21 protein-coding genes are annotated in these 19,700 nt (G+C 71.5%); 3 read left to right on the top strand and 18 right to left on the bottom strand.

From position 1 onward, the window contains the following. Nucleotides 1-171, top strand: a complete 171-nt coding sequence (locus ABZ863_RS29270) for a hypothetical protein (protein ID WP_358542141.1) — start codon at nt 1-3, stop codon at nt 169-171. Between the two features lie 498 nt (nt 172-669). On the opposite strand, the gene ABZ863_RS29265 is transcribed toward ABZ863_RS29270, so the two are convergent. The 17 genes from ABZ863_RS29265 to ABZ863_RS29185 all read right to left on the bottom strand — a co-directional run bounded on the left by ABZ863_RS29265 (nt 670) and on the right by ABZ863_RS29185 (nt 16,907). Next, the gene (locus tag ABZ863_RS29265) at nt 670-1,251 is read right to left on the bottom strand and encodes a hypothetical protein (RefSeq protein WP_358542139.1); all 582 of its coding nucleotides are present in this window, start codon (nt 1,249-1,251) and stop codon (nt 670-672) included. Nucleotides 1,252-1,326: 75 nt separating this feature from the next. Then, complete coding sequence (locus ABZ863_RS29260) at nt 1,327-1,692, bottom strand: DUF192 domain-containing protein (protein WP_358542137.1); 366 nt, start codon at nt 1,690-1,692, stop codon at nt 1,327-1,329. A 17-nt stretch (nt 1,693-1,709) separates the two neighbouring features. Further along, a complete protein-coding gene (locus ABZ863_RS29255) occupies nt 1,710-5,078 on the bottom strand; it encodes a LysM peptidoglycan-binding domain-containing protein (protein ID WP_358542135.1) in 3,369 nt (1,122 codons plus the stop codon). A gap of 5 nt (nt 5,079-5,083) precedes the next feature. Continuing rightward, nucleotides 5,084-5,470 carry a pilus assembly protein TadG-related protein gene (locus ABZ863_RS29250; RefSeq protein WP_044474481.1) on the bottom strand — a complete coding sequence of 129 codons (387 nt, stop codon included), beginning with the start codon at nt 5,468-5,470 and terminating at the stop codon, nt 5,084-5,086. Nucleotides 5,471-5,526: 56 nt separating this feature from the next. Further along, the gene (locus ABZ863_RS29245; protein WP_358542132.1) at nt 5,527-5,976 is read right to left on the bottom strand and encodes a TadE/TadG family type IV pilus assembly protein; all 450 of its coding nucleotides are present in this window, start codon (nt 5,974-5,976) and stop codon (nt 5,527-5,529) included. Next, nucleotides 5,973-6,389, bottom strand: a complete 417-nt coding sequence (locus ABZ863_RS29240) for a TadE/TadG family type IV pilus assembly protein (protein WP_358542130.1) — start codon at nt 6,387-6,389, stop codon at nt 5,973-5,975. The genes ABZ863_RS29245 and ABZ863_RS29240 overlap by 4 nt, the downstream gene beginning before the upstream one ends. Before the next feature lie 45 nt (nt 6,390-6,434). Beyond that, the gene (locus ABZ863_RS29235; RefSeq protein ID WP_012268445.1) at nt 6,435-6,623 is read right to left on the bottom strand and encodes a hypothetical protein; all 189 of its coding nucleotides are present in this window, start codon (nt 6,621-6,623) and stop codon (nt 6,435-6,437) included. 15 nt (nt 6,624-6,638) lie between these two features. Further along, complete coding sequence (locus ABZ863_RS29230; RefSeq protein ID WP_358542128.1) at nt 6,639-7,541, bottom strand: type II secretion system F family protein; 903 nt, start codon at nt 7,539-7,541, stop codon at nt 6,639-6,641. Next, nucleotides 7,538-8,452: a type II secretion system F family protein gene (locus tag ABZ863_RS29225; RefSeq protein WP_358542125.1), complete on the bottom strand. Its 915-nt coding sequence runs from the start codon at nt 8,450-8,452 to the stop codon at nt 7,538-7,540. Before ABZ863_RS29225 ends, ABZ863_RS29230 begins: the two co-directional genes overlap by 4 nt. After that, nucleotides 8,449-10,017: a CpaF/VirB11 family protein gene (locus tag ABZ863_RS29220; RefSeq protein ID WP_012268448.1), complete on the bottom strand. Its 1,569-nt coding sequence runs from the start codon at nt 10,015-10,017 to the stop codon at nt 8,449-8,451. Before ABZ863_RS29220 ends, ABZ863_RS29225 begins: the two co-directional genes overlap by 4 nt. Further along, nucleotides 10,010-10,867 (bottom strand): hypothetical protein, encoded by an 858-nt coding sequence (locus ABZ863_RS29215; protein WP_358542123.1) that lies wholly within the window; start codon nt 10,865-10,867, stop codon nt 10,010-10,012. Before ABZ863_RS29215 ends, ABZ863_RS29220 begins: the two co-directional genes overlap by 8 nt. 3 nt (nt 10,868-10,870) lie before the next feature. Continuing rightward, on the bottom strand, nt 10,871-11,557 hold the full coding sequence (locus ABZ863_RS29210) for an SAF domain-containing protein (protein ID WP_330636783.1): 687 nt from the start codon (nt 11,555-11,557) through the stop codon (nt 10,871-10,873). Between the two features lie 20 nt (nt 11,558-11,577). Beyond that, complete coding sequence (locus ABZ863_RS29205; protein WP_358542120.1) at nt 11,578-12,456, bottom strand: hypothetical protein; 879 nt, start codon at nt 12,454-12,456, stop codon at nt 11,578-11,580. Further along, nucleotides 12,450-13,034: a hypothetical protein gene (locus tag ABZ863_RS29200; RefSeq protein WP_147483960.1), complete on the bottom strand. Its 585-nt coding sequence runs from the start codon at nt 13,032-13,034 to the stop codon at nt 12,450-12,452. Before ABZ863_RS29200 ends, ABZ863_RS29205 begins: the two co-directional genes overlap by 7 nt. Before the next feature lie 308 nt (nt 13,035-13,342). Further along, the gene (locus ABZ863_RS29195; protein ID WP_358542118.1) at nt 13,343-14,287 is read right to left on the bottom strand and encodes a replication-relaxation family protein; all 945 of its coding nucleotides are present in this window, start codon (nt 14,285-14,287) and stop codon (nt 13,343-13,345) included. Nucleotides 14,288-14,298: 11 nt separating this feature from the next. Continuing rightward, nucleotides 14,299-16,458: an ATP-binding protein gene (locus ABZ863_RS29190; RefSeq protein ID WP_358542115.1), complete on the bottom strand. Its 2,160-nt coding sequence runs from the start codon at nt 16,456-16,458 to the stop codon at nt 14,299-14,301. Continuing rightward, nucleotides 16,455-16,907 carry a hypothetical protein gene (locus tag ABZ863_RS29185; protein ID WP_226965701.1) on the bottom strand — a complete coding sequence of 151 codons (453 nt, stop codon included), beginning with the start codon at nt 16,905-16,907 and terminating at the stop codon, nt 16,455-16,457. Before ABZ863_RS29185 ends, ABZ863_RS29190 begins: the two co-directional genes overlap by 4 nt. Before the next feature lie 740 nt (nt 16,908-17,647). Here ABZ863_RS29185 and ABZ863_RS29180 point away from each other — a divergent pair. Then, the gene (locus tag ABZ863_RS29180) at nt 17,648-17,989 is read left to right on the top strand and encodes a hypothetical protein (RefSeq protein ID WP_358542113.1); all 342 of its coding nucleotides are present in this window, start codon (nt 17,648-17,650) and stop codon (nt 17,987-17,989) included. 45 nt (nt 17,990-18,034) lie between these two features. Here the strand turns inward: ABZ863_RS29180 and ABZ863_RS29175 are convergent, their stop codons facing one another. Further along, nucleotides 18,035-19,165: a C40 family peptidase gene (locus tag ABZ863_RS29175; protein ID WP_358542111.1), complete on the bottom strand. Its 1,131-nt coding sequence runs from the start codon at nt 19,163-19,165 to the stop codon at nt 18,035-18,037. Between ABZ863_RS29175 and ABZ863_RS29170 the strand changes: the two genes are divergently transcribed. After that, nucleotides 19,154-19,582, top strand: a complete 429-nt coding sequence (locus ABZ863_RS29170) for a hypothetical protein (RefSeq protein WP_358542109.1) — start codon at nt 19,154-19,156, stop codon at nt 19,580-19,582. The genes ABZ863_RS29175 and ABZ863_RS29170 overlap by 12 nt on opposite strands. Nucleotides 19,583-19,700: the final 118 nt, after the last annotated feature.

Raw genomic sequence — 19,700 nt, 5'->3', positions numbered from 1 at the left:
ATGTCTAAGCAGTTCATTCTCATCAGTGCAATCGTCTGTGTAGCGGCAGGATCTTTGCTGGCTATTTCAGGGATTCCTGCGTGGATTGCGGTAGCCATAGGAATGGTGCTGGTCGGGGCCATCGTGGTTGTGCATCTGCGCTCTGAAGGGAAAGCTGATCGCTCACAATAGGCTCTCAGAAACCTCTCCATTTCAGCAGTTGGGCAGGGAGGCCTAGCAACTGCCTTACTCAATTTCTGGGGTGTTCGCGTTCCGAGTTCGACGAGTTCATGTCCACGGGATCGCGAGCCAGGGAATGGAGGCGGCGTGTACGGCGCCGCCTCAAATCCTGGCGGTCAGTAAGGAGAGTTTTTGCCTCTGACCTAGCTGAAAGGAGGTCGGCGGATGTCCCGGCACTGGGACATCCGCCGACCTCCTTTTCAGCGCCTGATCATCGCCGCGATCGTCGGCAAGAACAGGCGCGTCGTATTCGCCGCAACCAGAAGCCGTCAGTTCCCGTCACCTCCGACAACCCGAATCACAAAGTCACATGATCTGCCGGACACTGCCAGTCCTGCGTCCACGACGTCACTGTGCCGGTCGTCTCCCCGCCGGGCGAGAAGGTGATCAGCCATCCGCCACTCGCACGCGGCGAGCTAACCGTAGAGAGCGGCCCTCTCCGGCGTAGCCTCACCCTCGTCCGAGTCGGTACCGGAGCAACCGGGACCGGGCAGTCTGCGTAGGCAGCCCGAGCCCCCTGGCCACAACGTCGTCCTCCAAGCCATCCGCCTCGATGTTGCGCGCCGCCGTGAGGCCGGTGCGTGCGGCGGAGCGCTCCAGTTCGGCGACCACCCGCAAGGCGGTCAGAGGCTCCCGCTCGGCCAGGTCCGCCAGCCCGGCAGCGAGCTGGTCGAGCATCCCCATCACCTCCGGGGGGATGGCGGCTGCGGCGGCATCGACCGAGGCGATGTGCTGCTCCCAGTCCGTCGCCGGTCCGGACTCGTCCGTCAGCTCGACGCCGTCGACAGCGGCCTGATCCCAGTTGATCGGATGTGCTCCCGCCGCGCGCCAGCCGCACGAGCAGTACGCTCGCATCCCCTCCGCGAGCGGCCGCGACATTCGCCCGTCGTACGCCCACCACTCTTGCGACGAGGGCATATGGCCGCTGGACCCCATGTCGAAGTACTGGGGCCTCGGCTCTGCCCCGTCAGGGAGCGCGGCGCCTGCGAACCCTTCGTGCGCGTCCCCGTACCGCTCGGTCTGCCACCCCATGGTCTGGCCTTTCCAGCTACTTCTACGTACGTAACGATCATTGCGGAAGCTTGTCGCGAGCGAGGCGTTTCCGGACTATCCGCCAGAGACTGCTGAGCTCACGCCCAGTTGCAGGCCCACGGCTACGCCCCATCGGGCGAAGGATCCGGCCTCGGCTTCCAGCACGTGGTGAGCGTGGACGCGAGGGCGTCCGATGCGGTGGGGTTTCATCGTGTGGAGGTCGATCACCCGGAGGTGCCGGTCGAGGTAAGCGATGTCGATGGGGATGCGCATGCCGAGGGTGTGCACGCTCTTCGCCGGGGTGAGCAGTAGAGCCCCCGTGAAGGAACTACGTCCGAGGAGTCCACGCGTACGTGCACGGAGGGACGCGGCGATCTGCAGCGGGACGGTGACGTCGCCGACCTCAAGGTGGCCGGTTCCGTCGTGGAATGGCGTGGTCACGCCGGACCTCCTGCGGGTCAGCGGGTCCGGGCGGTGGGGCGTGGCAGCAGATTGCGGAGTAGTTCCGCGGTCTCGGCCTCCATGTCGGCGCCGTCGAGGAGCTGTTCGTTGATACGGGCGAGCCGTGTTGCCGCCTCGCGGAGTCCTTCAAGGTCATCGGCTGCGTGGTGGGCGAGGAAGAGCTGGCGGTGGAGGAGTTCGCTTTCCTCTGCTGCGAGGAGTCCGCGGCGGGCGGCCCAGAGGGCGCCGGGGATGTCGGATGCTTCGCGGCAGCGGGTGGAGAGTTCGTAGGCGACGTCGACGATCGCGGAGACCATCTCCTGGATGGCCGGTTCGGCCCATGCGTAGCGGGTGGGGTCGATGCCGCTGAAGGGCCGGCCGCGGACCAGGGACAGGGCGTGGCGCAGGGCGAGGGTGCTGTCCTCGTCGTGGTGGGCCAGGCCGGTGCGTGCGAGGTGCTGGAAGCGGGTCCAGTCGCAGCTGACCTGGGGGCCGAGGCGGTACCGGCTGTCTCCGGCGTCCTGGACGCGGGGGAAGTGGAGGTGGCCGTCCGTGTCCTTGCCGAGCCAGGAGCGGGTGCGGGAGACGACGGCGTTGCGCATCTCCTTGCCGACGAGGCGGCCGGGCCAGAGGGCGTCGTCGATGGCGTGGTGGTCGACACCTGGGTTGAGGGCGAGGAAGGCGACGAGCTCGGTTCCGGCGTTGCGGCGGCTGGAGTCGATCCGGCCGGCGGCGCCGTCGACGCTGACCGGCCCCAGGAGAAGGACCGTCGGCCCGGTGGGCGCGGTGCCGAGGCTCTTCTGGGGCTGCGGAGCGGGGGCGTTTGCCGGGGGGCCTGGGAGGGTGGGCGGTGCGGGGAGAGGAGCGGTTACGGAGGGTTCGCTGGGTTCGGCGAGGACATCCGCGAGCGTGAGGCCTGTCGGGCTGTCCGGTTCGCCGGGGGCCGGCTGCGGCTGCTCCTTGGCCGGGGCCTTGGCCCTTTCGCTGTCTGGGGTGCCGGGCTCGTCGGCTTCTTCGAGCTCGGCGTATTCGTCAGGGAGGTCGTCTTCGCGTTCGTCGGCGGGCGGCGGGCTGGGGGCCGGCACCGGGGAACTGGCGGAGGTCTCGGCGTCGTCCTCGTCGGTCGGCCAGGTGGGCGCGGGGACGTCGCTGTCGCTGGCGGCGAGGGTGAGCAGGTCGATGGCGTCGGCGAAGTGCTCGTCGGCGAGGCCCTGGAGCCGGACGGGGAGGTGGGAGCCGGGCAGGACGATGGGCTGCTCGGCGTCGGGGCAGTCCAGGGTCCAGGTGAGGTCGGGCAGGGCCGCGGCCGCGTGGGTGGTGATGACGGCGCCGGCCGTACGGGGTTCTGCCGTGAGGGCGTCGAGGAGTGAGTTGGTGGCGTCGCCGGGGAGGTCCTGGGCCAGGAGGATGTGGGGGGTCCAGGCGCCGGCGGCGTCGTCCAGGAGGCGGGCGGCGCGCAGGGTTTCGGCACCGATGGCGGTGAGGGCGTTGCGCTGGTCTGCGGTGTGGGCGGCCACCTCGGTGAGCGCGGCAGACGGGTCGGCGATGCGGGCGACGCGTTCGGGCGCGGCGGTGTCCAGGCCGGGGGCGGTGTCGGCGAGGGCGGTGAGTTCGAGGTGGCCGGCAAGGGGGGTGCTGGCGAGTTCGACGGCGATGGCCTGCAGGACCTGGCGTGCGGTGTCGCGGTTGCCGTCCAGGTTGAGGATGCCGATGTGCTCGAGGTCGATGAGGACCAGGTGGCCGCCGGTCTCGGTCCAGCCGAGGGAGACGAGCGCGGGGTAGGGCATCTCGGTCTCGGAGAGCTGCTCGGGCTCGGCGATGTCGGCGCTGGAGGCCGAGCAGGTCCACACGGATTGATCGGCGGAGGTGGCGGTGAAGGGCTTCACCGGCGCCACCGGCGCCTGTGGCTCGGCCAGGTGCAGATCGACTTTGGTCTCGTGGAGGACGACGGCGTCCAGGGCCGGCAGGGGGCGGCCCGCTGCGGCCGCGTTGAGTGCGAGGGTACGGAGCGTGGCGTTGAGGAGGCTGAAACCGCTGGGGTGCTGGGCGGCGCGCAGGCCCTGCTCGGTGGCGGCCGGGCGGCCGGTGGGCATGGGGATGCGCCGGCCGGGGCGTCGTCGGCGCTGCTGCAGCACGCGGCGGGTCGCGAGAGTTCCGACGAGGGCGGCCGCGAGGGCACCGGCTCCTGTCCAAACAGCTGCCGGCGCAAGAGCGCTGCTGCCAGCCGGGGCGGTCTGCGTCGGTGCGTTGGCCCCGGAGGGGACGGGGGCGGGAGTGCCGGGCGCAGAGGCATCCGGGGCCGTTTCGGGTGCTTCGTCGGCCGTGCCGGGGTCGGCTTCCGGGGCCTTGGTGGTGTCCTTGTCGTCCGGTGCCGGTGGCTGCCCCTTCTCCTCCTCCTTCTCCTGGGAGGAGGCGGGGGGCTCGGAGGTGAGCTGCGGGGGGAGAGCGAGCTTCTGCCCGGGGTGGATGAGGTCGGGATCGGTGAACTTCCCGCCGCCGGGGAGGGGCGCGCCGCGGTTCTCTTCGTAGAGGGCGGGCCAGTCCTTGGGGTCGCCGTGGTCGTCGGCGATGGTCCAGAGGCTGTCGCCCTCCTGGACGGTGACACTGACCGGCTCTTCGGCCCTCCCCTTGCTGGCGGGGGTGCTGGTGTGGAGCTCGGCGGACGTGGGCGGCGTGCCGGTCTGGGAGGTGTGCTGCTGGCCCCGGTCGCCGGTGCCCGCCGCGTCGGCGGGAAGCTTGATGGTGGCGCCGACGGGCAGGTACTGATCGCCTGCGGCCAGTTGCGGAAGGCCGGGGTTGAGGGCGGCGATGTCCTTCCACCGCTTGCCGTCGCCGAGGTACTGCTCGGCCAGGTCCCAGGGCAGTTCGGTGGCGGAGGTGACGGTGTGCTCGGGCCACCTGTCCTGGTCGGCTTCGGACGCCTGAGGGCTGGCGGTGCTGGCGGGCGACGGGGCTGCAGCGCTGTCGCCCGCGGCGTGGGAGACGGTCGCGGCGACGGCGGGGCCGCCGGTCGCTGCGGCGGCAGCGGTCGGGGCGAGCAGTACGATCCCGCCGATCAGGAACGAGGCCAGGGACTGCAGGCTGCGCAGGCCTGAGATGGCGGGTGCCGTGCGGCGGCGCAGCAGGGCGATGATCTCCAGGGCGGCGGAGAGCGTGAAGGCGGCCCAGCCGGCCCAGCCGATGCAGGTGAGGACGACGAAGAAGAGGGTGCCGTCGTCCTGCTGGAGGAGGTTGAGGGTGCCGTCGGCGAGTTCGGTCGGCTGGTGGCCGACGGCGAGCAGGAGGTAGGGGACGCCGGCGAGGAGCGCGAGGAGGGTGCATGCGCCCAGCAGGGCCCGCAGGATGGCTCCGAGGGCACGGACGGGCGCGGGGGTGCGGTGAGCCAAGGTGCTCAGCCTCCTGCTTGGGTGTGCAGTTGTGCGGTGGCGGTGCCGGTCACGTGGATGGTGCCCTTGCCGACGAACTGGGCGAAGAGCGTGTTGTAGGTGTCGTGGACGGTGACGGTGATGCTCTGGCCGCCGTCGGTGATCTCGACGTTGCCGGTGACGTCGGCGGTGGCGAGGTAGTCCTGGGCGGCGCCGGTGGCGGCGTCGGGGTCGATGGTGATGGCGGTGCCCTCGATGGCCTGTGCCGGGTCGAGTTGCTGGCCGGCGGTGCGGGCGGCTTCCTGGGCGATGGAGGTGGCCCGGTTGGCGGCGTTCAGGGCGCCGCCGCCGTCGACGAGCAGCCCCATGACCATGAGGATGGCGACGGTGGTCACGGCGAAGAACAAGGACATCGAACCCCGGTCGCGCTGAACGGTGCGGGCGCGGGCCCGGAGAGTGCTGAGGCGGTTCACTCGCGGCCCCGGTAGGTGTCGATGGCGCTGGTCCAGGAGGCGGTGAGCGTCTTGGCTCCGGGCAGGCCCGGCAGGCCGATGTCGGAGAGGTTCGCGGTGCAGGCGATGGTGGCGGTGATGTGTGCGTCGGTGCCGAGGTCGAGGGCGTAGCCGGAGGTGTCGACGGCGACGCTGGAGGTGCGGCAGGTGACGCCGTCACCCTGGAGGCTGCGCTCGGCGGCGCCCTGGGCCGCGCTCTGCGCGCCGGCCGCGTCGCGTTCGAGGGACGCTGCGCGTGCGGCGGCGCGGGCTGCGGCGTCCACGGCGCCGTCGGCGTCGGTGACCCGGCCGAAGGCGATCATGAGGAGCAGCAGGGCGATGACGGCGGGGGCCAGGACGGCGGTCTCCAGGGAGTAGGAGCCGCGGTCGCCGCAGAGTGCCGCCGTGCGGCGGCCGCGTGCGGTCATGGGGTGGTCCAGCGTTCGGTGGGGGCGTCGGCGTGCTGGACCACGTCCAGGGTCAGCCCCGGCACGAGGGTGGCGACGCGGCCGCGGACGGTGATCCGGATCTCCTCGGTGGTGCTGCCGGCCGAGGAGACGCTGGGGCCCTGGACGCTGCCGCCGAAGCGGGCGAGGAAGGTCTGCGCCTGGGCGACGCCGTCGCCGGGGGTGGAGCCGAGCTGGCGTCCGGTCTCGACGCCCTGGCGGGCGGCGGACTGGGCGACTTTGCGGGCGTGGTAGTAGAGGCCGACCTGGATGGAGGTGAAGATCAGGCCGAGGACGACGACCGCGAGGACGGCGAATTCGACGCTGCCGAAGCCGCGGTCGCCGCGCAGTGTGCGGTGCCGTCGCTGGTCTCGGTGACGGAGCGGTCTGGCCACGCTCCTCCCTCCTCTGTCGTGCCGGTCGGTTCTGGTGCGGGTGTGTCAGGCACCGTCGATGATGCCGATCTTCTCCAGGAGCTTGGTGCGGATGGCGAGGACGAGGAGTCCGGCGCCGACCAGCAGGGCGCCGGCGATCAGGGCGAGCTCGGTGGAGGTCTGACCGGCGTCCTTGGCGGTCTTGAGCTCGGCGTAGCGGGTGCGGATCCAGGTGGTGAGGAGCTGGATGTCCATGGTGGTCGTGTTCCTTCAGCTTCCGAGGATGGTGATCGTGATGGGGATCATCACGAAGACGAGCATGAGGATGACGCCCGCGGTGACGGGCAGGATCATCGCGGCCGAGGCGGCGTTGGCCTCGGCCTTGGCGTCGGAGAGCAGGGCGATGCGCAGCTGCCGGGCCTGGGCCTGGAGGGTGGTGTAGACGGCGGCGCCGTCTCCGGCCAGGGCGAGGGTGTCGGCGGGCCGGGTGAGCTCGGGGATGTCGAGTTCGTCGCCGAGCTGCTTGAGGGCGTCCCAGACGGTGACGCCGGCGAGGTCGGCCTCATGGAAGATCTGCCGCATCCGCACGAAGATGAAGCCGTCGCCGACCTCGGCGGTCTGGGTGAGGGCCTGCGCGGCCCCGGAGTTCGCGATGCGCGCCAGGGCGACGCGGTCCAGGTAGGAGGCGGCGGCGTGCCGCACGATCAGCCGGACCCCGGCGGCGTCGCGCGCCACTTCCTTGACGGGCCAGAACCAAAACAGCACCGCCAGGCCCAGGGAGACGAGGGCGGGCAGGGCGAAGGGCAGGGGGCTTCCTGCGAGCGCGAGGAGGGCTTGGAGCAGCTGCGGCAGCAGCAGGCCGTAGAGCGCGAACAGGAAGCGCTTGCCGAGGTGTTCGGCCGCGCTGATCCGCAGCAGGTTCAGGTCCTTGGCCGGGATGGTGATCCGGCTGCCGGCCTCGCCCAGGATCCGCTCCCCGACGCGCTCGGCCAGCGACCCGGTGCTGCCGGGGGCGGCGGAGGGCAGCAGCGGAGTGCCGGCGCCCGCCTTGCTGACGTCGAGGCGGTCGAGAGCGGCAGCGAGGTCGCGGCGTACGGGCATGGCGGCGCGGATGGCCAGCCCGATCAGGGCGCCGGCGGCCGCTGCCGGGAGCACGGCTTCCATCGGGATCATCGGGCGGCTCCCGTCGCGGTGAGGTGGGCGGGCAGCGGGTCGATGAGGCGCGGGTCGGGCTTGGTGCGGGCGATCCGGCGCAGCCAGGTGAGCGTCCAGGCGAAGGCGCCGCCCAAGAGGGCGAGGACGAGCTGGCCGAGCGGCGTCTTGTACCAGCCGGACCAGGCGTCGTTGAGCATGCAGCCGACGACGACGAGGCAGATGACCATGCTGACCATGCGGGAGCTCTTGCGGACCTTGGCGCGGTCGGCCTCGATGTCGCGGGCGTCGGCGGCCTGCTGGTGGATGGTCACCGCGAGGGCTTCGAGGGCGTCCGACAGGCCCGGGCCCTTGTAGACGGCGTGGGACTGGAAGAGCAGCACGACGTGGTCGGCGACGCCGTCGGCGAGTTCGTCGGCGAAGTGGGCGAAGGCGTCCTCGGCCTCCATGCCGGAGCGGAGCCGGTCGGCGAGGGCGCGGACGTTGGGGGCGATGGGGCCGGGTGCGGCCTTGGCCGATGCGCGGATGGTCTGGGGCAGGGAGATGCCGGCCTGGTGGACCCCGGCGAGGTGGTTGAGCCACTGCCCGAGCGCTTCGAGGCGCTCGATGCGCTGGCTGGCGGCGGTGCCGGGGTTGAGGACGAAGGGCAGGCCGAGGACGGCCGCGCCGGCGAGGATGCCGTGGACGGGCCAGCCGGTCCAGGCCCACACCAGCAGGGTGGTGACGGCGGCGGTGATGACCAGGGGCCGCCAGCGGCGCTGCCAGGCCTCGGGCAGTTCACCGCGGGCACGCCGGATGCGCCGGACCAGGGGGGAGGCGGGCTTGGTGGGGTCCACGGTGCGGCCCCGGGCTTCGCGGACCGCGGCGGCGATGGCCAGGACGGCGAGGACGGCGGAGCAGGCGGCGACGAGGGCGAGCTGGGAGGTGTTCATCGGCGTCCCACGGTTTCCAGGGGGGTGTGCCAGGCGCCGAGGGGCTTGTCGGTGAGCCAGGCTCGGTGGAACAGGCCGGTGCGCTCCAGGTCGTCGATGAACGTCGGCATGTTCGTGTAGACGGCGCGCGGCTCACCGGCGTGGAGGGCGGGGGCGAAGAGGTCGGTGGTGACGGGGCGGCCGCCTTCGCCGACGACGTCGTGGACCTCGTAGATGTGGGAGACGAAGCGGTGCTTGCGGCCGCCGATGCCGGTCTCGTCGAGGTAGGTGAGGTAGACGACGACGTCGATGGAGGAGGCGATGAGGTGGTGGGCCGCCTCGGTCTGCATCCCGGCCTCGGTGCACAGCTGGACCAGGCGGCTGATGATGGCGTGGGGCCGACGGACGTGGAGGGTGCACATGGAGCCGGAGCCGCCGGCCGACATCGCCTGCAGCATGGGCAGGACTTCGGTGGAGCGGACCTCGCCGACGATGACGCGGGTGGCGTTGTAGCGCAGCGCGGTGGCGAACATGTCGGTGATGGTGACCTCGCCGGCGCCGTGTCCGGCGCGGACTTCGCCGTTGGACTGCCGGGCCTCGAAGGCATAGGTGACGGGGCCGGGCTTGGGCCCGGGTTCGTCGAGGTAGAGCTCGCGGTCGGATTCGAGGGTGACCAGCCGCTCGGCGGGCGGGATCTCGCGGCCCAGGGCGCGGAGCAGGGACGTCTTGCCGGCGCCCATGTCGCCGACGACCAGGACGTTCATCTTGGCGTGGACACAGGCCGTCAGGAACCGCTCCAGCACCGGGTTGATCGAGCCCCAGCGGACGAGTTCGGCGATGCCGTGCTGGCGGATGCGGTGGCGCCGGATGACGACGGAGGGCCGCGTGGTCAGCAGGGACGCGGTCACCCGGGAGCCGTCGGGCATGCGGAAGCCGACCATCGGGGTGGCCTGCGTCAGCGCGCGTTCACCGTGGCCGGACAAACGCGCCATGCGGTTGACCCAGGTGATGAGCTCCTCGTGGCTGTCGGCGACGCGCTCGATGGTCTCGCGGGGCCGGTCGTGGAACTCGATGTGCGCGCGCAGGCCGTCGACCATGATGTCCTCGACGCCGTCCCGGTCCAGGAGCGACTGCAGGCGCCCTCCCCGGTACATGGAGTCGAAGACCGCGGTACCGATGGCGGCTTCCTGCTCCTGGGTCAGGCCCGCATTGCCCTGGGCGTACTTGGCGGACCATTCGGCGACCGCGTTGCGCACCAGGCGCCGGGCGAGGGCGCGGCGGTCCTCCTCCGCGAGGAGCTTGTCGGGGTCCTCGGCGCTCAAGGTCTTGGAGACCACGGCCTGGAGGTCCTCGATGACCTCCCAGCCGACCGGGATCTGCCCGGGCAGACCGGCCAGGCGCGGCACGGCGCCGGGGTCCGCGGCCGCGCTCGCGGGCACCTTGTCGGGGGCCGGGGCCGCTGCGGGAGCGGCGGGTGCCGCCGGAGCGGTGCGGCGCTGGCCGAGTCGGCTGGCGAGGATCCCGGTGATGTCGGCGGGCCCGGCCGGCGGGGTGTCGGCGGGCGGCCGGTGCTGGGTGTCAGCCACGGGCTCCTCCCTTCGTCAGGCGCTGCAGGACGCCCGCGATCTGACGATGCGCGGGGTACTGCTGCTGGATGTGGCGCCGGGAAGCGACCGCGTCGAGGTGCTCGGTGGCAGTTCGGGCACCGCGCGGCAGCGGCCTGCGCTCGAAGCCGCGCGGCGGACGGCCGCCGTGGGTGAGGTAGGCGGCGGTGTCGGCGTCGAAGGGCAGGGCGGCCAGCAGTGGCACGCCGAGGACTTCGGCGACCTGATGGGCACGGTAAGGACCCTCCTCGATCAGGAGGAGGCCGAGTGCGTCGGCGCCGCTGCCGCGCTCGGTGAGCTCGGCGCGCAGAGGGTCGATGACGTGGCGGGCCAGGGCGAGGGACTGTTCGGTGCCGCGGACGACGAGCAAGACCAGGTCGGCCTGGTGGATGAGGGGCGCGGGGGTCAGGGTCGGGTGCAGGTGGCCGGCCTCGATGGCCAGGCGTCCGGCGTCGATGAAGACGTTGTAGCCGGCGTCCTCGGCCAGGACGTGCAGGACGTCGGAGAGCGCGGGCCAGGTACGGGCGAGCGCACCGGCCTGGGCAGGGTCGGTCAGCCCGGGCAGGAGCCGGCGGTTGCCCTCCCGGTCCAGGGGCCACAGGTGACGCGCGAAGACCTGCGCGAGGTGGTCGGGCCCGGTGCGTTCGGCGGCGGCCAGGTGGTAGAGGCCGGCGTCGGCGGCCGCCGCGCCCTGGAGGAGTCCTGCGCGGACCGTGCCGCCGGCCGGGTCGGCCTCCGCGAGGAGGCTGGGGCGCCGGGAGGCCAGGGTCAAGGCAAGGGCGGAGGTGGTGGTCCCGGCGGACTTCGCGGAGACGAGAGCGGTGACGGGCATGGGTCAGCTCCGCGGTTCGCGGACGACGGCGATCCGGCCCTGCGCGGCACGGGTGGCGAGCAGCGGCCCGTCGCCGGAGTCGACGGCGAGATTGACGACGACAGTGCCGGAGGCGTCGGGGCGCGAGACGGTGACGACGACGGCGTCGATGGTCGACGGCGGCGCCTCCGCCTCCTTGCTCGAGGTCTGCTCGCCCTGGGCGGGCGTGGTGACGGCGAGGACCTTGTCGCCCGGAGCGAGGGTCCCGGACGGGGCCTGGCCCTTTTTCACCTGCACGCCCACCTGCTGCTTGTCGTCGCCCAGGCCGGTGCCGGAGGCGAGCTGCGAGGAGATGAGGAGGCTGCCCTTGCGCAGGTCGACGGCAGGCCGCTTGCCAACCACGGACCCCTTCTCGGCAGCTGGTACGGGGGCGAGGGCGGCGTCGGCGGAGACCTCGGCGATGGTCAGGTCCGCGTCGGTGAGGGCCTGGCCGGCGGGCACGTCCTGAGCGACCGCGATGACCTTGGTGCGGTCGCTGGCGGAGGTGACGGCAGCGGCCGCGCCGAGCCCGGCGAGTACGGCAAGGACCACGCACAGCGCCACCATCGACCAGCGGCGTTCCCGCTTGACGGGCGCGCTGGCGGTGATGGGCAGGTCGGGGCGGGCCGGGGCTGCCTGACGCGGGGCCGGCGGCGCGGCGGGGGAATCCATGGTGCGGGCCTTCCAGGGTGCTAGTTGAGGACCTGGACCTCGGCGACGGTGATGTCGACGGCGCTGTCGCGGATCTCGGTCATTTCGCCGGACGCGCCGCCCCCGTTGACCTGCCAGTCGATGTCCCAGGTGGAGGTGGCGGTGACGTGGTAGTCGCCCGAGGCGGTGGTGGAGGACGGCTTGGTGTAGCGGTGGCCGCAGTCCGGCGACGGCTTCTTCCCGTACTCCGCCTTGTAGGGGGTGCCGGGCGTGGTGCAGGTGACGGTGGTCCCGTCGCCCATCTGCCACTCGATCTTCGCCACCTTCGCCGTGGCCGTGACGGTGATGCCGCCGGCGGAAGCGCTGGCGGTGTTCGGCCCGTAGGTCTCGGCTCCGCGGGCGGTCCATAGGTAGACGGGCATGCCCACGACTCCCTTGCCGCCGGGCTTGGGCGTGATCCCGATCTCGGGGCCGCGCAGCAGCATTTTGTCGACCGCCTCCCGGGCGAGAACGGCCGGGTTCACGGTGGCTTCCGGAGGGTCGGCCGACCAGATGGTCATGGCGAACTCCTCCTCGTCACGCTCCCCTTGGCAGACCGCCTCGTATATCGCGCCGTCACCGGGCTTGTGGCCGGCCCACATCCAGCTGTCTGCCGGGGGCTGAGGCTCCATGCGCTGGTACACGCAGCCGGGCGGCTCCTTGTCGGCAGCCTTCTCGCCGGTACCGCTGCCCTTGTCCGGGGCCGGACCTGAGCCGCCTCCCCCGCTGCCCGGCCTTCCCGGGATGCCCACGTCCACGCAGATGAAGACCGTCTCGCACGATTCGGCGTTGCCCTTCCCGCCGTCTGCCGCGGCGGTGTGGGTCATGGCCGTGGACAGGGCGAGGGTGGTTGCAGCGATCGTGAGTCCGCGCCTCAGCACTGAGTGTCCTGGTGCGGCTCATCCTTGGTGACGACCCATCCGTCCGGCCACTTCTCCAGGAGGGAGGTGACCGTGTACTTGGTCAGCCGGTCACTGGGCTGAGGGACGGGCTCGCCGGTGGATTTGTTGTAGATGACCCACTCGGACACGTCCAGGCAGCTGGAGAGGTGCACTTTCGGTACGTCGCGATTTAGGTCTGCCTTTGTGACGGTCAGATTCGACAGCCCTGGGCTTCCCTTCACGGCTTGGCCATTCTCGCGAGCGCTCTTTACCGACTTCTCGATTGCCAGACGGGCTGGACCGACCGAGGTCTTCTTAATGTCTGTGCCCTCGATAGAGTTCTTGGCGTAGGCCTTCTCGACCTCCTGCCAGTGCGCGCGGTACGCGGCCATGGCGTCGGCTTCTCCGCCCTTTTCCGGCTCGGCGAGGGAAGGGGCGCTCGACGCCGGATCCTTTGACGCGGAGGGCGTTGTGGCGCCAGGGCTGGCGTCGGTCTCATCGCCCCCGCAGGCAGCGGCGGAAACCAGCAGAGCTGGGATGAGGAAGGCACCTACGGCCAGACGACGAGGCTTTGTCATTTCGCAGTTCTCCCCTGTTGTGATTCGCGTCTCGCTTCTTGCTGAGCAAGGAAGGGATACCGGCCTCCCTGCGGCAAGGCGGGCGTATCGACGCCCACACATTACGCAAAGTTTCGCCATGATCCCAGTCCGTACCGAACATGAACTGACAGGGGTCTACGGCAAATTGGAACGTATGGGAACATTATGGCGGCTCCAGGCTGACCGAGCGTCAACCGATGCTGATGCCGAGGCGGTCTGCGTATCCCGCCGGTACAACGCCCGCTCTCCCCTCTCGGACACCACCGAAGACGGAATGGGCGGCTCCCTCAGGCCGCTACGGCGGCGGGAGGCCGGAGCCAGGCGTCGCACCGCTCTGCCGGTCCCAGGGCGGGGAGGAAGATCGGCGCCGCCGGGCCGAGATCCTGGAGTTTGCTGAGGGTGGTGATGCCGGCCCGCAGGTCGGTGTGCTGGAGGGCGGGGTCGCTCGCGGCGAGGCTGCGCAGGTCCGCCGCCCGGCGGTCGAGGCGGGATTCGGCGGCGCCGGTGAGGACGATCAGGAGCCGGGGGAACGCCGGGTACCGGGAGCGCCACGCCTCCGTGTGCGGACGGCGTGGGGTGCGGGCGCCGCGCGGGCCGGGCTGGGTGGGGGTGTAGGTGCGGTAGGCGGCGTAGGCGTGAAGCTTCTGGGCGAGGCGGGCGATGGTCATCTGGGTCCGGTCTACCTCGACGAAGTAGGTCAGCAGGGTGCGGGTGCGCTGTTCGGCGTCGGTGTGGACGTAGTTGAGGACGGCGTCGGGGATGAGGGCGAGGTCCTCGCCGGGGCGGGCTTCGTCGCGGTAGTGGTGGGCGGTTTCCGGGGACCAGTCGAGGGGCCCGCATTCGTGGCCCAGGTGCCGGGCCCACTCGACCATCGCGAGGCCGGTTTCGACCGTCGCGAGGGTGTGGTCCTGGAGGGGGCCGAGGGCTGCTTCGGGGCTCATCCGGTAGGGGCGCTGCGGAAGGAGACCGGCTGACTCGACCGCGGTGGCCCCCTTTTCGGTGAGCCACCACAGCAGATCGGTCTGGCCGGAGCGGCGTCGGCCGACGGTCTCGGCGAGCCCGGCCTCGCGCAACGTGTGGAGCTGGCGGCGGAGGTACTCGCTGCGGGTGTGGTGCGGGGTGATCAGCCGGTGGAGCTGGCGGGTGGAGACCAGGCGGTGCTGGTAGAGGACCTGCGCGGCCTGCTGGGCGACCTGGCCGAGACCGGTGGGGCCGGAGTGCGGGTAGGGCATCGGGCTGCTCCTCAGTCGACGAAGGTGGTGGGGTCGCCGTCGGTGCCCGAGCCAGGGGTGCGCTGGGCGTGATGGGCGAGGAGGGTGGCGTCGAGATCCTCGAGGCTGGTGAGGATGTCGGCGACGGGGCGGCGCAGGAGGTTGGTGTCGATGGCCCGGTCGAGGTCGGCGATGCCGTCGGGGTTGTCGTAGTGGGCGAAGAGGTCCTCGACGGGCAGGCCCCGGACGCGGAACGGCTTGGTGGGGCGTCCGTTGAGGTTGATCGACATGACGTAGTGGTACTTGGGCAGCTCGGTGACGGTCTCGGGGGTGACATGGCCGTTCCAGCGGCGGGCGACGAAGGCCGCCTCGTCGTAGTCGGCCGCGCAGGTCGACAGCAGGCTCTGGTTCTGCAGGAGGGCCTGTCGGGTGATGGCGGACAGGCGCAGCGCCATCTGCGTCATGCCGATGAACCGCACCTCGTACTTACGTAGCTGCTCGGCGATGGCGGCGAGGAAGCCCTTGGAGGAGGAGTCGAGCGCGGTCAGCTCGTCGCCCCAGGCCCAGAAAGTCCGGCGGCCTGGGCGGGGGGTGTCCTGGCGGGAGAGGCCGGCGCGGTGCAGATCGTGGATGAGGAGGCAGGAGACCAGCGCGTCGGCTTCGGAGCCCGAGGGACAGACGAACACCACGTGGCCGCTGTCCATGGCGGTGCGGACGTCGTAGGCGGAGCGGGGGCTGCCGAAGAACGCCTGGAGTGCGGGCGAGGTGTCGAGGCGGTCGATGGCGTAGGTGACGGTCGGCACGGCGTCGGAGGCGAGCCGGGGGAAGGTGTTCGTCCAGTAGGCGCGAACGCGCCCCGGCAGCCGGGGCAGCAGCTGCTCGCGCCAGTTCTCGTCGGTGAGCCAGCTGCGGATCTGGAAGAGCGTCGCCTGGGCGTCCGGAGCCCCACCCTGCACCGCCTGCTGGTTGAGGAGGGCGAGGGCCTGGGTGGTGCGGGCCAAGATGGTGCGTGCGCGCGGCGCGTGGTCGCCCCAGTCCTGGGCGGCCGCGATGCCCTCGGTGACGGAGCGGACGATGTCCTTGACGGCGCTGGTGGGGCGCTCCATCGAGAGCGGGTTCCATGAGGCCACGAACTGGTCGGGGGCGGACTTCCCCAGGTCGATCTCCCACAGACGGGGGGCGATGTGGGGGTGGGCCAGGTACGGCTTGGCACGGGCCCATGCCTCGCCGTGCGGGTCGAGGAACCACGTGCCAGCGCCGGAGTGGGCCATGGCGATGCACTGGACGAGGGCGGCCTCGGTCTTGCCGTGGCCGGACTTGCCGAGCTGGAGGCCGAACAGCAGGTCTTGGACGCGGGCGGCACCGATGCGTTCGCGGCCGTCCGCGTAGGTGACAGCGCCGAGCGGGACGAGGTCGGGCTGCCCGGTGTAGATGGGCAGGTCCGCCGGTGCGGGCGGGACCAGGCCACCGGAGCGCACCACGCCGGAGGCGTGGCACTTCGCGGTGGGCGGCTTGAGGAAGCCGGCCAGCTCCGGGACGGTCAGCCACTGGCGGCGCCGGGGAGCGAACTCGCCGCTCTCGAAACGCCGGTCGAAGCGCGCGATGCTCCACGTCGTACGGGGGCGCCGTGGTTTGAGGTAGTTCTCTCCGCTGGTGGTGGCGAAGACGGCCAGGAGCTGATGCATCCGCGCGAGGGCGGCCTGAGGGTGCGCGGCTTCGGCGCGCAGGAGGATCTGGACGGCGAAGACCGCGCCGGCGGCCGGGGCGAGCTTTCCCAGGCCGTCGCGGAGATCTGTCATACGGGGAAGGCGCTCGCCGCCGCGGTGCGAAGTGCCACCGTTCCAGGCGGCGGCGACCGTCCCCCAGACACCGCCGGTGCCGAGGCCGCCGGTGAGCCGCTCGCCGTAGGCGGAGGGGCCGCGGCGCCGGGACCGGGCGAGGAGCCGGCGGCGGCGCCGGGCGAGGTGGCGCTCACGGACGGGGACCAGGTCCAGGACGACGTCGGCGCGCTCCCCGGACTCGGTGCGTACGGTCGCGAACGCCGCGGCGAGCTGCTGGAGCGGGTCGGGTGCCAGACCCAGGGCCGCGAGGGGCTTGCGGTCCGGCAGGCCGAGCGTGAGCTCGGCGCGTTCCACGTACCGGGCCCGGCTGGGGGCGGGGGTCTGCTTGTCCAGAGGGACGGTGAGCGTCATGCGGGTCCCTCCGGGGCGGGGAAGCGGACTGGCCGGATGCTGGTCCGGTCCTCCTGTGCGCGGACCTCGACTTCGGCGAACCCGGGCATGGTCAGCACGGCCTGCGCGGTGCGGGGCCCCTCCAGGTAGCAGCGCATCTTGCCGGTCTCGGCGGTGTACCGCAGGCGGACTGCCGAGCCGCGGGCCGGAACGCCGCCGGCGGCGTGGTGGACTCGGCCCAGCTGGCGGGCCCAGCGGGCGACTTCAGCTTCGCTCGGGTCGAAGGTGCTGGTAGGAACGAGCTCCACCGTGACGCGGTCGGCGAGGGCGGCGCGGGCACGGCGGGCGCAGTGCACTGTCCACCCCACCCAGCCAGCCAGGACCACGGGTGAGGCTCCGGCCGCGTAGGGGATTACCGTGACCAGCTCGGGTCCAGGGTCGCCGAGCAGGAGGTGGATTACATCGAACATGCCGGTGCCGCCTCCGGGGTGATGTTCCTTCTTCTCGCTCGCTCCAAGTACGGGCAGAACCGTCGATCAGACACCCATACCCGCACCGTTATGCGTTCGTGACATTCGAGTGCCGCCGATGACCCTGCATGACGCGTGGGTCTCCGGAGCGGCTCCCCGTTGACTGACGGCGGCCGGGCGAACCACCCGGAGGGCCAGGCGCTGCCCGCCGGGCGCCTTGTCTGCGACCCGCGCCGAAGCCCCTGCGGGCCGATCACCCTTCGGCGCCTCACACCTCCGCCGAGCCTCAGCAGTTTCACCGCCGAGAAGCGGAGCTGAAACAGCGATACCCGGCGTTGCAACCGCCCCTGATGCGAAAGTGAGACGTGGATCACACATCGTGTGGATCCACAGGGCGAGCTGCTCCCGCTGTCCGACCAGGGAAACGAAAGTTGCACGCCCGGGACGCGTGTTTCTTCAGATCAGGCCCGCTCCCCCGGACACAGGGATACGAGTTTCCATTGTTTCCGGAAACACCCTCAGCAATGAAACACACCATGACCTGCGCAGATACGCCGTGGTTACAAGGCAGTTGGGCCATGTGAGCGCTCAGGAATGTGTAAGTCTGAGGTCCGCCTCGCCCTCCGCGAGCAGCGAAGCCCCCTGCCGCACCCACAGGTTCCTACGCCCAGGTGCAGCGGGAGGCTCGCTGGTCGGCGGCGGCACGGCACTCGAAGATCGAATCGCAACCAGGAGAATCCATGCCCGCCAACACCAGCGACGGTACCCCCCGTCGCCCCGCCACGCCCGTCAAGGGAAGCACCGAGGACCGAACGCAGGTCACGCCCGTCAAGGGAAGCACCGAGGACCGAACGCAGGTCACGCCCGTCAAGGGAAGCACCGAGGACCGAACGCAGGTCACGCCCCTCAGGGGGCCTGCCCGCTGGCTGCCCTACCTCGCGTCGGCCATCGCAGCGCTAGCTGTCGGCGCCGTAGTGATCCTGGGCCTGAACGGTCGCACGGAGGCGGCCGTCGCGGCCGGGACCATCGGGGCCGCCATCGCAGCCGGCGGCGTCAACGTGACGGTCACCATCCGCAGCTAGCAGGCTGGTCGGCCGCTCGGTCGATGGCCTTCCTCATCCTCGCGGTCAGGCGATGCGCCTGACCGCGAGGATGTCGCCGTTGGACGTGATGCTGGTGACCTCGATGACCTTTCCGGGGGCGGGCGCGTGGACGACCATGCCGTCGCCGAGGGCGAGGGCGACGTGCTGGGGGCTGGCGGGGTTGCCTCCGCCGCTGAAGACCAGGTCCCCCGCTCGTACGGCTCCGGTGGGCACGGCTTTGCCCTCGTTGACCTGGGTGTAGGTGGTGCGGGAGAGGGAGATGCCGGCGACTCCGTAGGCGCGCTGCATCAGCGAGGAGCAGTCGCAGCGGTCGCGTGGCTCTGCGCCGCGAGGGTTCGTGCAGCTGCCGCCCCATTGGTAGGCGCCGCCGAGCTGCTGGAGGGCCCACTCGATGGCCGCCCGGGCCTGGGGGGTGGTGCCGCGCGGGATCGTGTAGCCGTCGGGCAGTTTGCCCTGCGGGTCGGCTGCCGGGCCGACGGCGGTCTGGCCGGCGCAGGCGCGGCCGCCGAAGGCTGCGGTTGGGCTGGTTCCCAGGGTGGGGCCGATGGCCTGCTGCAGGGCAGTGGCGAGGGGTTCGTGCTTGGCGTACGCGTCGGGGTAGGCGCTGCGCTGCACGGCCTGGGCGGCTTCGGTGACGGGCATCTCCTCCCAGCCGTCGATCTTCTGGAGGCCTTCGTAGAACTTCTGGGAGGCGTAGACGGGGTCGAGGATCTGCGCGGGGGTGCCCCAGCCCATCGAGGGGCGCTGCTGGAAGACGCCGAGGCTGTCGCGGTCCCCGTAGGGCAGGTTGCGCAGGTTGCTCTCCTGGAGGGCGGTGGCCAGGGCGACGACCTGTCCGTGGGCGGAGATGCCCATCTGGGCGCCGGTGGCGATCACGGCCTGGGCGATGGGCACCTGCTCCTCGGGCAGGGGCAGCCCGGGTACGTCGATGTCGGCGTCGGTGTTGTCCAGGAGCGCGCGGACCTGCTCGGCGGTGACGGCCGCACCGTCTCCCCCGGCGGGGACGCAGCGGCGTTTTTGCTGCTGCTCCCACGCGGCGGCCTGGGCGACGCTGGCGTTGTGGCCCGCGATGGCGCCGGCGACCATGACCGTCGTCCCGAGGAGGAGCAGGGCGGCGAGGGCCGGCATCCAGGGCCTGACGAGGTGTCTGGTCATCAGGGCTTCTTCTTCTTTTTCCGGAAGGGCCCGAACCTGCGGGGCTTGGTGGCCTTGCTCGTGCTGGTCTTGTTGCCGGGCTTCCTGTTCTTGGGGTGGGTGCTCGGCTTCCGGGGCGGCACCGCGCGGTTCTTCGCTCGGTGGAGGCGGGTGCGCAGGCGCTGCTGCTTGGCGGAGCTGGGCGAGGTCCGGGAGTGGGGCGGGCGGTTTCGCCGGCGTGCCGGCGCTGTGGAGGTGGTGCTGGTGGACGAGGGGGTGCTCGTGGTGCTGGCCGGGGGTGTGGCGGTGGAGGGTCGTTGGGCTTTGCGCCATGCGCGGCGCTGGGAGCGGGAGAGCGCGGGGGTCTTCGCGCCGCCGTTCTTGCGGCTGAGGCGGGACATGAGGGCGGTGGAGCCGATGGTCCTGGGCATCGCGTAGCTCAGGGCGACGCCGGGCCGGCCCCCGTGCCAGTGCGGAGTACAGTTCGGACTGATGGGTGACGAAATCCAGTGCCCGCGTACCGGATTCGCCGATGACGCGCTGGATGTTGAATCTG

This window comes from Saccharomonospora sp. NPDC046836 (assembly GCF_040645195.1).
Classification (GTDB): domain Bacteria; phylum Actinomycetota; class Actinomycetes; order Mycobacteriales; family Pseudonocardiaceae; genus Prauserella_A.
This window is presented reverse-complemented; position numbering and strand designations above follow the sequence as displayed.

Excerpts from the sequence above, each read along its gene's own strand:
- ABZ863_RS29185 (WP_226965701.1), bottom strand. The coding sequence starts at position 16,907 with ATGTTCGATGTAATCCACCTCCTGCTCGGCGACCCTGGACCCGAGCTG.
- ABZ863_RS29270 (WP_358542141.1), top strand. The coding sequence starts at position 1 with ATGTCTAAGCAGTTCATTCTCATCAGTGCAATCGTCTGTGTAGCGGCA.
- ABZ863_RS29190 (WP_358542115.1), bottom strand. The coding sequence starts at position 16,458 with ATGACGCTCACCGTCCCTCTGGACAAGCAGACCCCCGCCCCCAGCCGG.
- ABZ863_RS29210 (WP_330636783.1), bottom strand. The coding sequence starts at position 11,557 with ATGGATTCCCCCGCCGCGCCGCCGGCCCCGCGTCAGGCAGCCCCGGCC.
- ABZ863_RS29195 (WP_358542118.1), bottom strand. The coding sequence starts at position 14,287 with ATGCCCTACCCGCACTCCGGCCCCACCGGTCTCGGCCAGGTCGCCCAG.
- ABZ863_RS29215 (WP_358542123.1), bottom strand. The coding sequence starts at position 10,867 with ATGCCCGTCACCGCTCTCGTCTCCGCGAAGTCCGCCGGGACCACCACC.
- ABZ863_RS29245 (WP_358542132.1), bottom strand. The coding sequence starts at position 5,976 with ATGACCGCACGCGGCCGCCGCACGGCGGCACTCTGCGGCGACCGCGGC.
- ABZ863_RS29265 (WP_358542139.1), bottom strand. The coding sequence starts at position 1,251 with ATGGGGTGGCAGACCGAGCGGTACGGGGACGCGCACGAAGGGTTCGCA.
- ABZ863_RS29235 (WP_012268445.1), bottom strand. The coding sequence starts at position 6,623 with ATGGACATCCAGCTCCTCACCACCTGGATCCGCACCCGCTACGCCGAG.
- ABZ863_RS29180 (WP_358542113.1), top strand. The coding sequence starts at position 17,648 with ATGCCCGCCAACACCAGCGACGGTACCCCCCGTCGCCCCGCCACGCCC.
- ABZ863_RS29225 (WP_358542125.1), bottom strand. The coding sequence starts at position 8,452 with ATGAACACCTCCCAGCTCGCCCTCGTCGCCGCCTGCTCCGCCGTCCTC.
- ABZ863_RS29200 (WP_147483960.1), bottom strand. The coding sequence starts at position 13,034 with ATGACAAAGCCTCGTCGTCTGGCCGTAGGTGCCTTCCTCATCCCAGCT.
- ABZ863_RS29230 (WP_358542128.1), bottom strand. The coding sequence starts at position 7,541 with ATGATCCCGATGGAAGCCGTGCTCCCGGCAGCGGCCGCCGGCGCCCTG.
- ABZ863_RS29175 (WP_358542111.1), bottom strand. The coding sequence starts at position 19,165 with ATGACCAGACACCTCGTCAGGCCCTGGATGCCGGCCCTCGCCGCCCTG.
- ABZ863_RS29250 (WP_044474481.1), bottom strand. The coding sequence starts at position 5,470 with ATGTCCTTGTTCTTCGCCGTGACCACCGTCGCCATCCTCATGGTCATG.